Annotated in this window: 13 protein-coding genes and 1 tRNA gene; 11 read left to right on the forward strand and 3 right to left on the reverse strand. The window is 42.7% G+C overall.

Going from position 1 to position 13,701, the window contains the following annotated elements; genetic code table 11:
• The first annotated feature begins 233 nt into the window (after positions 1-233).
• A complete protein-coding gene (locus W293_RS0109115; RefSeq protein ID WP_025652144.1) occupies positions 234-848 on the forward strand; it encodes a fasciclin domain-containing protein in 615 nt (204 codons plus the stop codon).
• Positions 849-1,259: 411 nt separating this feature from the next.
• Here the strand turns inward: W293_RS0109115 and W293_RS0109120 are convergent, their stop codons facing one another.
• Positions 1,260-2,828 carry an alanine/glycine:cation symporter family protein gene (locus W293_RS0109120; RefSeq protein WP_025652145.1) on the reverse strand — a complete coding sequence of 523 codons (1,569 nt, stop codon included), beginning with the start codon at positions 2,826-2,828 and terminating at the stop codon, positions 1,260-1,262.
• 966 nt (positions 2,829-3,794) lie between these two features.
• Here W293_RS0109120 and W293_RS0109125 point away from each other — a divergent pair.
• The 4 genes from W293_RS0109125 (at position 3,795) to W293_RS0109140 (ending at position 7,621) form a co-directional block, all read left to right on the forward strand.
• A complete protein-coding gene (locus W293_RS0109125; protein WP_025652146.1) occupies positions 3,795-4,427 on the forward strand; it encodes a LemA family protein in 633 nt (210 codons plus the stop codon).
• Positions 4,428-4,657: 230 nt separating this feature from the next.
• The gene (locus W293_RS0109130; protein WP_025652147.1) at positions 4,658-5,851 is read left to right on the forward strand and encodes a TPM domain-containing protein; all 1,194 of its coding nucleotides are present in this window, start codon (positions 4,658-4,660) and stop codon (positions 5,849-5,851) included.
• A gap of 73 nt (positions 5,852-5,924) precedes the next feature.
• Positions 5,925-6,449 carry a TPM domain-containing protein gene (locus tag W293_RS0109135; RefSeq protein ID WP_025652148.1) on the forward strand — a complete coding sequence of 175 codons (525 nt, stop codon included), beginning with the start codon at positions 5,925-5,927 and terminating at the stop codon, positions 6,447-6,449.
• Between the two features lie 173 nt (positions 6,450-6,622).
• Positions 6,623-7,621: an adenosine deaminase gene (locus tag W293_RS0109140; protein ID WP_025652149.1), complete on the forward strand. Its 999-nt coding sequence runs from the start codon at positions 6,623-6,625 to the stop codon at positions 7,619-7,621.
• Positions 7,622-7,718: 97 nt separating this feature from the next.
• Here W293_RS0109140 and W293_RS0109145 read toward each other — a convergent pair whose 3' ends face one another.
• Positions 7,719-8,519: an NAD-dependent deacylase gene (locus W293_RS0109145; protein WP_025652150.1), complete on the reverse strand. Its 801-nt coding sequence runs from the start codon at positions 8,517-8,519 to the stop codon at positions 7,719-7,721.
• Positions 8,520-8,554: 35 nt separating this feature from the next.
• On the opposite strand from W293_RS0109145, the gene W293_RS0109150 reads away from it, so the two are divergent.
• On the forward strand, positions 8,555-8,923 hold the full coding sequence (locus W293_RS0109150) for a hypothetical protein (protein ID WP_025652151.1): 369 nt from the start codon (positions 8,555-8,557) through the stop codon (positions 8,921-8,923).
• 260 nt (positions 8,924-9,183) lie between these two features.
• Here the strand turns inward: W293_RS0109150 and W293_RS0109155 are convergent.
• Positions 9,184-9,260: transfer RNA gene (locus W293_RS0109155), tRNA-Arg, on the reverse strand.
• A 366-nt stretch (positions 9,261-9,626) separates the two neighbouring features.
• Between W293_RS0109155 and W293_RS0109160 the strand changes: the two genes are divergently transcribed.
• The 5 genes from W293_RS0109160 (at position 9,627) to W293_RS0109185 (ending at position 13,681) form a co-directional block, all read left to right on the forward strand.
• On the forward strand, positions 9,627-10,307 hold the full coding sequence (locus tag W293_RS0109160; protein WP_025652152.1) for a c-type cytochrome: 681 nt from the start codon (positions 9,627-9,629) through the stop codon (positions 10,305-10,307).
• Positions 10,308-10,558: 251 nt separating this feature from the next.
• Positions 10,559-11,521: an ABC transporter ATP-binding protein gene (locus W293_RS0109165; protein ID WP_025652154.1), complete on the forward strand. Its 963-nt coding sequence runs from the start codon at positions 10,559-10,561 to the stop codon at positions 11,519-11,521.
• A 32-nt stretch (positions 11,522-11,553) separates the two neighbouring features.
• Positions 11,554-12,327: an ABC transporter permease gene (locus W293_RS0109170; protein WP_025652155.1), complete on the forward strand. Its 774-nt coding sequence runs from the start codon at positions 11,554-11,556 to the stop codon at positions 12,325-12,327.
• A gap of 80 nt (positions 12,328-12,407) precedes the next feature.
• A complete protein-coding gene (locus W293_RS0109175; RefSeq protein ID WP_025652156.1) occupies positions 12,408-13,259 on the forward strand; it encodes a hypothetical protein in 852 nt (283 codons plus the stop codon).
• A 128-nt stretch (positions 13,260-13,387) separates the two neighbouring features.
• A complete protein-coding gene (locus W293_RS0109185) occupies positions 13,388-13,681 on the forward strand; it encodes a hypothetical protein (RefSeq protein ID WP_156915616.1) in 294 nt (97 codons plus the stop codon).
• Positions 13,682-13,701 lie beyond the last annotated feature (20 nt).

Genomic DNA, 13,701 nt, shown 5'->3' on the forward strand with positions numbered 1-13,701 from the left:
ACACGTGATCAATACAGTGTTGCTACCTAAACAAGCATGAATTGCAGATTAATCAGTTAAAATCGTATTTATTGATATAGCAGAACTAATTTTAATACATGTTTAGAGTTGGCCAGTTGATTACTGAGACTTATTAATCGCTGACTGTTATCTTCATTAATGCACAAGTCACTTTAATAAGCCGCTTTATTAACTAAGCCCATAAACTAATTAACATCTACAAGGATATACCCATGTTAAAGAAGAATTTACTATCTATCGCCGTCGTTACCGCAGCAATGTCACTAGCCGCTTGTAATGACAAAGAAGCTGTTACTGAACCGGTAGAGCCTGAAGCCACGACTGAAACAATGGCTGAGCCTGAAGTCATGGTTGATCCATCTGCAGAAGCAGAGCCTATGGCTGACCCAATGGCAGATACCATGGCGACTCAAACGATTGCTGAAATAGCAGCGGGCAATGAGAACCTAACTATCTTGACCGCAGCGCTTCAAGCCGCTGGCCTTGATACTATGTTGATGGAAGACACCAAATACACCGTATTTGCTCCAACTGACGACGCTTTTGCTCCAGTACTAGAGAAGTTAGGCGTGACTAAAGAAGAGTTACTCGCTAACACCGATCTACTCAAAAAAGTACTTCCTTACCACGTAGTAGCTATGGAAGTTAAAGCCGCTGATATCCCTTATGGTACTGATATCAAAACCGCTAACGGCGCAACGATTTCTATCAGCGATGCTAATGTCATTACTGATGCGACCGGCGGAACGGCCAACATCACTGGTACTGATATAATGGCGACTAACGGTGTGGTACATACCATCGATGCCGTATTAATGCCTGAGTAAGTTGTACTATCTGGCTTATGTTTAGGTAAGTATAAGTACTTTTATACGCCGACTAACATAAGCTACTAGCAATACCTAAAAAGCCTAGCCGCTGCGCTGGGCTTTTTTTGTGCATGCATTTTTTTGTCCATGCATAATGCCATGATGCTTCTGTCATTTAACCATATAGTCAAAATACCCTAAAAGCGCGACGCTATCAGCAGTGTCTCATGGTTCGATATTACTTTTCACTAACTATAGATGCTTACACTCATAAGAAAATACGCTCAAAGCCGTTATTAAAGCTATGTTTGCCTTTACTGTTTTTTACTTTAATCACTCCAAACTTATAAACCAAAAAGCCCGAGACAATGGTCTCGGGCTTTTTTATTTTTGCTTAATAAGAGTGAACAGTAGGCACATCAAAGAACGTTATTTATGCTCTTTACGTAGTGGATCTGCTGTCATTCTTTGTTGCTCTTTTAGATGACGCTCTTCCCAATAAGGGGCGTTTTTGATACCGAATTTAGCAGGATCAAAACTATAGCGTTTCACGCCAGCTTTACGCTGTGCTTCGTAGTCTTTAAGCATGGTAAGCGTAGGACGAGCCACAATGAAAATCATAAGAATACCCACGATATTCAACCAAGCCATAAGACCTACACCGATATCACCCAATACCCAAACATAACCGGCAGAATTAAGACCACCGTAGGCGACCATAACCATGATTAAAATTTTGACCAATAATAGGCCCGTTTTATGAGCACCACGACCGATAAAGCGTGTCAAATAAGTGACGTTGACTTCAGCGATATAGTAGTACGCTAGGATAGTCGTAAAGGCGAAGAAGAATACCGCAAGAGCGATAAACGAGTTACCATAAACCCCATATACTGATTCCATAGCCATTTGCGTAAATGCTGGAGAGCTAATTTCTGTAGCTGTATCTATATTGCTGACAATAAATTCTCCATCAGCTGCAGTTGTACACTTATTTGCCACAGTACACTGAATGTTATACATGCCAGTAGATAAAATCATAAAGGCCGTAGCAGAACAAACCAGCAACGTATCAACGTAGACTGAGAACGCTTGTACTAGACCTTGCTGTGAGGGATGCTCAACTTCAGCAGCAGCAGCAGCGTGAGGGCCCGTACCTTGACCGGCTTCGTTAGAGTAAATACCGCGTTTAACACCTAAATAAATAGCAGCACCAAAACCAGCTTGTGCGGTAAAGGCATCACTAATAATTAAACCAAATACTTCTGGAATCAAACTGAAATTGCTAAACATGATAATCAAAGCTAGAATAATATAGCCTAAAGCCATGAATGGAACGGCATACTCAGTAAAGGTTGCAATACGTTTAATACCACCAAAGATGATGACACCTAAAACCACTAGAATAATAGCCAATGCAATCAAACGCATAGAGCCTACTTCTAAGGCTCCGATGTTCATCACGGTACCTTCGCCCATTACTTGAGCAAATGCATTAACAACGCCATTAGCTTGAACACCCGGCAAAAAGATACCGCAAGAAATGATAGCGGAAATCGCAAATAAAATGCCGTACCATTTTTGGCCTAAAGCGCGTTCAAAGTAATAAGCGGGACCACCACGGTATTCGCCAGTGATTACATCTTTTTCTTTATAAATCTGTGCTAGTGTCGATTCGACATAAGCAGTAGATGCGCCTAAAAACGCCACAATCCACATCCAAAATACCGCACCTGGACCACCGAATCCGATAGCAGCGGCTACCCCAGCGATGTTACCCAATCCTACTCGACCAGCAAGTGATACTGCCAGTGCCTGAAATGACGAAATACCATCGGCACTAGATTTACCAGTAAATAGCAATTTGATCATTTCACCAAATAGACGTACTTGTACAAAGCGCGTCATGATGGAGTAAAATAAGCCTGCACCTAAGCACAAAACTACTAAAGGGATACTCCAAATATAATTATTGATACTTCCAAAAATATCTTCCATATCTATATTCCTCAAACGTTCTCTACATGGTAATAGTCAGTAAAAGTGGCGTATGTTAAATAAAGCAATTGCAACTTTTACTAAATTAACCAACGAGTATGGATATCAGTTGTCTATATTTATCCGCTTGGCCTATTCGCAACACTGACCATGTGTATACCGCTCATTGGAGTCAATTTTAAAATGAGCTGCAGTTGCAATCCTTTGCTGTATTTATTATGCGGTACATCTTGTCATTACATCATCGACGTAAGAGCTGTTATCAATGGACCAGCGGATAAAACAGTCGGTTGTGTAATTAAACACTGATCAGTAAAGTGATAGCATTCAACTTGCTATGAGTCGTATCGATTGGCTACACTGGTAAAGATCTATCAACTTGTCATCTAAGATTGTGGCAGGCCGTTAACAGAGTTAATGAGACGTTCATAATCCTCTAATACTAAACGAACGATAAGTCCACTACCAAATGTATTCAAACCGTACGGCTACGTAACTGCAATTTGCCATATTTTTGGCGCAATTACTAGAAATTTCTTCATATTATTAAGGATATATTCATATTTTATTTGCTATAGCAAAGTTTAAGGAATAATAAGATATTAGCAGTAGACAAATGCTGTGTGGGCTTATTGAGTAATAATGGCTATCAACTGAGTAATAATGACTATCATTATGAATCGAGGGTATTATCAATGTGAAGCATTGGGCAAACATGCTTTGCGGTTGTGTTTTGGTAACGATGAATTGTAAAAGATGAGTTATATCGCCATTATTGGCAGGATATCTTGTAGGCTATTAGTATTAACCGTCACTCATTGCTAGCATTATCTATATTTTAAAGGTGGCCAGCAGTTGATAGACTGGATAAGTAGCGGCACAAGATGGTTAAATAAACGGTTATATCCGTTATAAAAAAACGTGTTACTAGGTATTTGTTATTTATCACTATTAGGAGAGACAACGATGACGCGTAAATCCATTATAAAACCCATGTTGCTATCAGCAGTATTAGCGACTTCTACCGTTGGTTTGACGGGTTGTGGTTATAACAATCTGCAAGCTCAAGATGAGCAGGTAACGGCTTCGTGGTCAGAAGTGGTCAACCAATACCAACGCCGCTCAGACTTAGTGCCAAACTTGGTCAAAGTCGTACAGCAATACGCTGAACAAGAACAAGAGGTGTTTACCCAAGTTGCTGCTGCGCGCTCACAAGCGGGCGGTATTACGATAACCCCAGAGCTTCTTAACGACCCCGAGGCGATGGAGCGTTATGCCGCTGCGCAAGACCAAATGACCGGTGCATTATCACGTCTGATGGCAGTGTCTGAGCGCTATCCTGAGCTAAAATCAGATGCGCTATTCCAAGATTTGCAAGCACAGCTAGAAGGCACGGAAAACCGTATCGCTGTGGCTCGTAACCGCTATATTCAAGAAGTGCAAAGCTATAATACAACAGTGCGTCAGTTCCCAACCAACATCACCGCCAAAGTATTTGGTCTAGATGCTAAGCCAAACTTTACGGTAGCCAACGAAGACGCCATTTCAACAGCACCCAGTGTTGATTTTGGCGACGACGATGCAGCAACTGCTCAGTAAAGTAAGACGCATAATATTGGTAGCATAAAAGACATTTGCAGCATAAAGATAAGTGATGATTGAGGTAAAGCGGTGTTTGCCGCTTTGCTTTTGGCGTTAATGCTTAAAACATAGCAGATGAGTCAGCAGAGAAGTTTAGTAGTCATTAACGTAGCAACCATTAATGTAGTATTAATTAACATAGCAACTATGCATTCAGCAAAAACGGCACTTGAGGTGGTATAGATTAGATGAATCATTCAAAAGCAATCTTATCAGTATTACTATTTACGCTGAGCATCAGTAGTGCGCCAGTGCTGTATGCGGCACCCAATGATACGGCAGTGGCTAGTGATAGTGGCTCAAATAGCACCTCGAGTATCCAACAAAATCGCAGCGTCGAGGATTTGGTGGCGATAGCCAAAGCAGGCGAGTCTAACGAAGCGATTAACGAGGCGGTTTTAGGTAACGAAGCGATTAATGGCGCCCTACTTGGCAATGATGCAATCAATCCTAATGCGGCTAACAGTGACACGGCTAATAGTGAAAATCCAGCAACACGAGCGCCTGCTAAGCCAGCTGTCCAATCAAGCGCTGAAAACGTCGATGCGGATAAGCTGATATTAAATAGTCCTGTCGTTGACCAAGCCAATATCTTGAACCCGCAAGAAAAACAACGATTAGAGGCGCAGCTACGGTCGATTTATCAGCAAGGCTTGGCGCAAGCAGCTGTGGTCATTGTGCCAACAACCAATGGCGTGCCAATATTTGACTATGCCTTACAAGTTGCAGAGAAGTGGGAGCTGGGCAATAAAGACATCGATGATGGCTTGCTGATGGTCGTGGCGGTCAATGATCGTGACATGTACATCTTAACCGGCTATGGATTAGAAGGGGTGCTACCAGATGCCGCCGTCAATCGTATTATTCGTGAAGATATCACGCCGCTGTTTAAGCAAAACGACTATGGTGCTGGGATATTAGCAGGCGTTGGGGCGCTTAAAATGCGTCTTAGTGCTGATCCTGAGGTATTGGCGCGCGCTGATGCACAAGCGGCTAAACGCAGTCAAAGTCAAAACGATATTGGTGACAGCCCATCGCCTGTTTTTTTATTCGTCATGGCGATGATATTTGGTAGCTTTATCACCAGTATTTTTGGTCGCATATTTGGCTCTATCTTAACTGCTGGTGGTTTCTTTGCTGGTTCGCTGGCACTGGGCGGCGGCTTCTTTATGACCTTAATCATGGCGATATTTATATGGCTATTTTTAATCTCGCGTGGCTCCGGCGGTGGTCGTGGCGGACGCGGTGGTGGCGGTCGTAGAGGCGGCGGCATGATTTTCTTGCCCGGCATGGGCGGCGGTAGCGGTGGTGGATTCGGTGGCGGCGGCTTTGGCGGCGGCGGTGGTGGATTCGGTGGCGGCGGCGCAGGCGGTTCGTGGTAAATCGCTAGTAGGTGCTAAATAGAAAAACACACTAAATGACCGTCAGTAATGATTTACTTGAGGAAATAATATAATGGCACAAAACAACTCGTCACAGACAAGCTTTGCGCGCTGGTGGCGTCAAGTACTGTTTGTCCCTTTGATGCATAGCAAATGGCTGACAGCCGCAGCCAAAGCCCGTCTGACAGATAAGGTGACTAGCGCTGAACGTGGTCATCGCGGTGAGGTGTTTTTAATTATAGAAAATCATCTACCGATTCAGGAGGCTTACCATATCAACTGTCGCGAGCGTGCGGTGGATCTGTTCAGCGAGTATCGAGTGTGGGACACCGAAGAAAACACTGGCGTCTTGATTTATGTCAATATCTGCGAGCACCAATTAGAGATAGTCGCGGATCGCGGTATCAGCACTCACGTGAGCCCCACAGTCTGGCGGGCGATGTGTGAAAAAGCCGTGTCTGGCATCGCTAATAAAAACACTGAAGAGAGCTTGGCTGAATTGTTAGACGAAGTTGGACAAGTCCTGCGTCAGTACTATCATCTTGAGCATGACCCCGCAGGTAATGAGCTGTCTGATACGGTAGTATTTTTGAAATAGTTTTTATGAACTGGCATTTATAAATCAGTCTTTATAAAATAGTTCTTATTAGTGGCAAAAACAGCTTAGCGTTTGTCCATAGGGTTTTACGGTAAATTGAAATATAATACTGACTCTAAAACAGCGGGTGCTGACCAAGAGGCATCTCGATAAAAAACCACTACTGGAACACTATGATTGAGTTAATAAAGAAACTGCCAAAAGCGGAGCTGCACTTACATATCGAAGGCTCACTTGAGCCGGAGCTGATGTTTAGATTGGCGAAAAAGAATCAAATAGAGATTTCTTACACAGACATAGAAGACGTACGCCGCGCCTACAACTTCACCAATCTACAAACCTTTTTAGATATCTACTATGCGGGTGCCAATGTTCTCATCACTCAAGATGATTTTTATGATTTAACATGGGAATATATTCTGAAGTGTGTTGAAGACAACGTCATTCATACGGAGATATTTTTTGACCCGCAAACGCATACGGCAAGGGGCGTACCTTTTGAAGTCGTGATAACGGGCATCAAAAAAGCGCTTGCCGATGCCAAAGCACAATATGGCATCACTTCTTGCATCATCATGTGTTTTTTACGACATTTATCGCAAGCAGAGGCGTTCGAGACCTTAGAGGAGGCGCTGGCGTTTAAAGATGACATCATTGGTGTTGGTCTTGATTCTGCAGAATTGGGCAATCCGCCTGCTAAGTTTAAGGACGTTTTCAAAAAAGCCAAAGAAGCAGGCTTTAAGTTGGTTGCCCACGCTGGCGAAGAGGCAGACTTTACTTATATCTATGAAGCCTTGGATTTATTAGAGATAAATAGAATTGATCATGGCGTGCAATCGATCAAAAGCCCAGAGCTGATGCAACGCTTAAAAGACGAGCAAATGCCGTTGACGGTTTGTCCGAACTCCAATATCGAACTCAAAGTGTTTGAAACCTATCGAGAGCACAATATCAAAGCACTGCTAGATTACGGTCTAAATGTCAGCATAAATTCTGACGATCCAGCGTATTTCAAAGGCTACATGAATCAGAATTTTATAAATATATGCGAAAACTTACCGCTGACAGAAGACGATGTGGTTACTTTGGTAAAGAACGCCTTTCATTCTTCGTTTATCAGTGATGAGTTAAAAAAGGAATATTTAGCAAAGGTAGATCTTGCTTTGCAATAAGCAATGATTGATGAAGTTTTTATTCGCTAGGGCTTAACGGTTGATGTCAATTGTTAAGCCTTTTCTTTTTATACGAGATGCTTCTAGGGTCAAACGATTACAGCGCCGTGATTTTTTCGATTAACAACGGCATAATCACACCGGCTTTTTCTGCCAAGGTAATATCAACGATGGCGTTCGGCGTTGGGTCAGGATTTATTTCGATAACGTTAGCACCATTTTGCTTGGCCAATTGTGCAAGCCCTGCCGCAGGGTAGACCAAGCTCGATGTGCCAATACTGATAAATACCTCACAATTCGCCGCCGCCTCTTCAGCGGTTTGCCATGCTTGGACTGGCAGTGCTTCGCCAAACCAAACGATATCTGGTCTGATATAGCCCTCGCAATGTGGGCAGTTAATTAGCGTCTCACTATAATCCATAGTGTCAGCGCTGCTATATGAGCCTCTAGACTGCTTTTTATAGGGTGCATCGCATTGACTACAACGATTGGCCCACAGATTACCATGCAAATGAGTCACGCTACTACCAGCCTGCTCATGTAAGTCATCGACATTTTGCGTGATGAGTGTTACCTGCTGGTCGGTTGATTGGCTATGGTATTGCCACTGCGCTAAGGCCTCATGAGCAGGATTCGGTTTTTTGTCCGCGACCAATTGTCTGCGCCACTGATACCACGACCATACCAGCTTTGGGTTGCGAGTGAACGCCTCGGGTGTCGCCAAATCCTCAACGCCGTAGTTCTCCCACAATCCTGTTTGTTTGTCTCGAAAAGTGGGAATACCGCTTTCTGCTGAAATCCCTGCGCCCGTTAAAATGCAGATGCGTTGTTTTGAGTCCAATAGTTTGGCGGCAAGCGCTACTTCAGCTATTAACGCTGGTGGTAATTCTGCTAACATGGCATAACCCCTGCTTACAATGGATACATATTTCTATGATAGATGGAATTTGGTGGCTTGTCATGTTGCTAGCCGTGGTCGCAGCCCTTTGGCTGGTCGCAAAGACGCGAGGCGCAAAAGCGGATGAGACCTTTGATAATAAATCACCCAAAGGCGCGAAAAAACCTAGTAATGATGACCTACAAAAAACAGCGGTATTAATTAATAACTATTTTCCTGACTATCGCGTTAATCGTAAGGCCAATCATTTAGTTATCAGCGAGCAAAACAAAAAGATTGCGATGATTACTATTGATAAAAAAGTGGCCGCTGGTCAACGGCGTCTAGGCGACGTACCCGTGATTAATTACCACCGAGTCCCCAACCGTGCCCAATTAACTGCAAACTTACAGGATGCAGAGTAGTGTCAGTCATACAGTTTTATAAATAGGCAATCAGGCAGGCAAGTAGGAAGGCAAATTGCGGCTCAATTAGAAGATGACATATATTGAATAAAGGTTGACAACGATATGTACAACATTTTATAGGTGTTAATACATCATAGTTAATAACAGCTAAAGACGCAGAGTGTTGCTGTTAAAGGTTTTTGGAAGTGTTAGTAGGTAGGGTGCTAGAAGTATTAGGAGGTAATGCTAGGGAGAGATGAAATATCATTCATAAGAAGTGGTGCGCTCGGCGGGAATCGAACCCACGACCCTCGGCTTCGGAGACCGATACTCTATCCAACTGAGCTACGAGCGCATAATACGAGTTGACTGCTAGGTTGCTCAATACTGCATACTACGTTTAATTGAGTATTATTGACAGGGCAGTCTGTCGAAAAATAAAGACCGCCTAGTCTAACAAATAAAAGCCAGAAAGCCAATGAGCGAAGGCTGCTATTGACGCTTTTTAAGAAAAAACAAGATAGTCATTAAACAGGCATGGCAATTTACCTGCCTTTTCCCTTATAATGTCAGGGACAATTCATATTTATAATCACCGATTACAAGTGCGCTTGCAGGCGGGATGGCTGTTTGCTATTGATGACGAGGTGTCGTCAAAAGAGGATAAACAGAATGTCCAAGTCATGCGAGTCCTTGTATCTGTAATAAGAGAACGTGACGAATGAGAAAAGTAGTGATGTTATCGGCAGCTGCCATTCTAGGAATTGCTAGTATCGCGGTGAGCCAAGCGGAAGATGTTGCAGATACCCCTGTAACTGTCTCTGATGTAGCAGAAGCGCAAGAGGTGGTCGAAAATGCGCCACAACAGCTCGGTGATGATACCCAAGCTGCTGCCGATACTACAGATGACACTGCTGTAGCTGATGCGAGCGTGACAGCAGACGGCACCACAGATGACGCTGCGGCAACGGAAGAGATGGCTGCTGCAGCGCCTGCGGCTGATGAAGAGCCTATTCCGCAAGATACGCCGCAAGTACAAAAGCTCATTGCCCTATATCCTAATTTGATTGCGCGTATTCAGCCTGTTGCTACAGTATGTTTCGAAGACGATGAAGTTTGTGATGTAACCGCACGCTCATCAGGTCCTTCGGCAGGGGATGGCCCTCGTGATGGTGCTGCTGTTTATAACGCTGTTTGTCAGACTTGTCATGCTTCAGGTTTGCTTGGTTCACCTATGTTAGGGGACGCAGGGGCTTGGGGACCACGTATAGCAAAAGGTAAAGATACTCTATATACCCATGCGATCAACGGCTTCAACGCGATGCCTGCTAAAGGTGGTGCGGATATTCCTGATGAAGAAGTTCAAAATGCAGTAGACTATATGGTTGGTGAAGCCAGCTAATCATTACCAAGCCATTATGGGCGGTGATACATAGCCTATTGAATTTTTAAGATACTCATTGATTAAACGCCTATTTCATTTAATGAGGTAGGCGTTTTTTTTGATGATGAGTATTATTAATATGGTACTTCTCACATAATGCAGTTGAAATGTGGTGTTGATAGCCTCACTTTAAGACATTAAATCGTACCTGCTAAAATATTCTACAAAGCAGTTTTGATGTAAATTTTATAACAAATAAAGAGGTATTCATGTCTGAAGTACCAGCGCTATCTATTCAGAACTTATCCAAAACTTATGATAACGGGTTTTCGGCATTAAAAGATGTCAGTTTAACGGTGCCACAAGGTGGTTTTTTTGCGCTACTAGGACCGAACGGTGCTGGTAAATCGACGATGATTGGCATTATTAGTTCATTATTTAAGCCAACCAGCGGCAGTGTAAATATTTTTGGTGTCGACTTATTAGCCAATCCTTCGGTGGCTAAACAGTATCTTGGCGTCGTCCCACAAGAATTTAACTTTAACATGTTTGAAAAAGTAGAAGATATTCTGATAACCCAAGCAGGTTATTTTGGTATTTCTGCCAAAGAGGCAAAGCCACGCGCTGAGCGCTTGCTAAAAGCATTGGGTCTCTGGGATAAACGTGATAGTAAGTCGCGGGAGCTGTCAGGCGGTATGAAACGTCGTTTAATGATTGCCCGAGCGCTGATTCATAAGCCTAAGCTATTGATTCTCGATGAGCCAACCGCAGGGGTCGATATTGAGCTGCGCCGTTCTATGTGGGAGTTTATGCAGCAGATTAATGTCGAAGAGAACACCACGATTATTCTGACGACCCATTATCTTGAAGAGGCTGAGCAGCTATGTAAGCGCATCGCTATCTTGGATCATGGTGAGATTCGAATCAATACAGATATGAAGGATTTGCTGGCGCAGTTGTCGGTCGAGACCTTTGTCTTTGACGTCTCGGCGCCGCTTGAGCATCCCTTGCAACTGACGGGCGTGACTGAAGTGGTGCAACCAGATGATCTCACGCTTGAGGTAACCTTAACAGAAGGTGAGTCATTGAATGGCGTGTTTACGCAATTGTCCGAGCAAGGTATTACTATTGCCAGTATGCGTAACAAGTCTAACCGTTTAGAAGAGCTGTTTATGCGCCTTGTCGACCAAAATATCCAGAATCAAGACAGTATGAAGGAGTCAGGACTATGAATCAGAAAATAGTAGTAGACCCTAATGACAGTATGTCATGGTCCAAAAAATGGATTGCTTTTCGGACGATATTGCTAAAAGAAGTACGCCGAATTTTGCGTATTTGGCCACAGACTTTGTTGCCACCCGTCATTACTATGACGCTCTACTTCGTTATCTTTGGTAAAATGATAGGCGATAGAGTAGGCGAGATGGGCGGTGTGCCTTATATGCAGTTCATCGTCCCTGGTCTTATCATGATGGCCGTGATTACCAACAGTTACTCTAATGTGGTCTCTAGTTTTTTTAGTGCCAAGTTTACCGCGAGTATTGAAGAGCTGTTAGTCTCTCCTGTCTCCAAGCATGCTATCTTAATGGGTTACGTCAGCGGTGGTATCTTCCGTGGTTTGGCCATTGCTATTATTGTCTCTATCGTCGCGCTGTTCTTTACCGATCTTGGTATTGAACATTTATTTGTGACGATATTTACCGTGCTTGGTACTTCGATACTGTTTTCGCTGGGCGGCTTTATTAATGCCGTTTTTGCCCGCTCATTTGATGATATCTCTATTATTCCGAGCTTTGTATTAACGCCTCTTACCTTTTTGGGCGGCGTCTTTTACTCAATGGAAGGGTTATCAACATTTTGGCAAAACGTCTCGTTACTCAATCCCATTGTCTATATGGTGAATTCGTTCCGCTACGGAATTTTGGGCTATTCTGATGTCAACGTCTGGTATTCAATGGCAGCGATTTTTGTATTTTGCGTGGTGTTTTATGTCATCTCTTATCGTTTACTAAGCGATGGCTCGCGTGTGCGCTTGTAGTTAATTTATCACCTCGATAACTTGTCATCAGTATACCGATAGTCTTATTATAAAAGCCTAACATTGTTGGGCTTTTTTTTATGTTTAAAACTTCACTAATACACAAGTTTTTTATACTAGCTGCATTAAGTAGCTTTTCCATTATTGCTATCGCGGCATCGTTTGCGACTACCGATGATTATGATTGGGTGGTTATGGAGAAGCCTCTAGATCCTGCATCTTATAAATATGACTGTAATCATGATTACAAATATGAGACTCATGCGGCTCTACAAAATTGCCTTTATAACTTGCGAGAAGATGTTGATAATGCGTTTAGTAAGCAGTGGGGGATTGACGACAGAGTTATTCGAGAAAGAAATGCGATTTATATTGACGTGCCTAATCGTAAACACCCACTAGTATTGGTTGATTATTCCAGTCCTTTTGAGACCGATTTCAATGCTTATTATTCATTAAAATATTATGATAAATCGCGGCAATTACTGACCATACATCAAAGCTTTTATGAATCAGAAACTCTGACAGTGGTCAATTTGAAGACTGGGTTTTGGCAAGATTTTGATTTTAGGAAGCTAAGTGTTTCGCCTGATATGAGATATATCGTAGGGTTTGAAAGCGAGATGGGCGCTACTGAAAACATTAATATTTGGGCACTGCAAGATAGTGGTTACTATGAAGGCTACTATAAACAAGTCTATAGCAGTAGTGACGATTCAAAAAACTACGACAGTCATAAAAATTTTTATCAAGCGGACAAAGCCAAGCTGGTTTATGATGCCGAAACCCTTACTTGGTTGAATGATAGTAAATTTTATGCAGATTATTTTTATAAGCTAAATGAAAAGGATTCCGCAGCTTTTCGAGTGCGTTATACCTTTATTAAGAATGCCTCAACGGATAAGTGGCAGCTACATGCAGGTGATATATAAATGATCGCTATTTCTCGTTATATAAAAACAGCATTGACTGTCGCAGGACTATTTATATTGACCACAATAGCAGCCTTAGATGCACAGGCAGCGCCTTTAGCTTTAGAGCCATCGACAAGTGAGGAGGTATGGCTAAAGATATAATGTTATGGGATCGTCAAAAAGCTAACAATGACGGACGCTATACAATGGTATTTGGTAGTAATGAATTGTATGAGCAAGATGATGATGAGGATAAAAAATATGAAGTGTACGAAGCGCGAGATATCAGTTGGACAAGCGATAATAAAATCAACGTTGATTTTTATTACAGAGTCAATCCCACTGACACGGTAGCATTTCGCGTGCGCTATATTTATGCGGCTGACAATAAAGAAGGTAAATGGCAGAGAGTTTCAACTGATGCTAATACCAACGATTAAAAAATAATAAAAAGGTTTAA

It is taken from the genome of Psychrobacter sp. TB67 (genome assembly GCF_000511065.1).
GTDB classification, from domain to species: domain Bacteria; phylum Pseudomonadota; class Gammaproteobacteria; order Pseudomonadales; family Moraxellaceae; genus Psychrobacter; species Psychrobacter okhotskensis.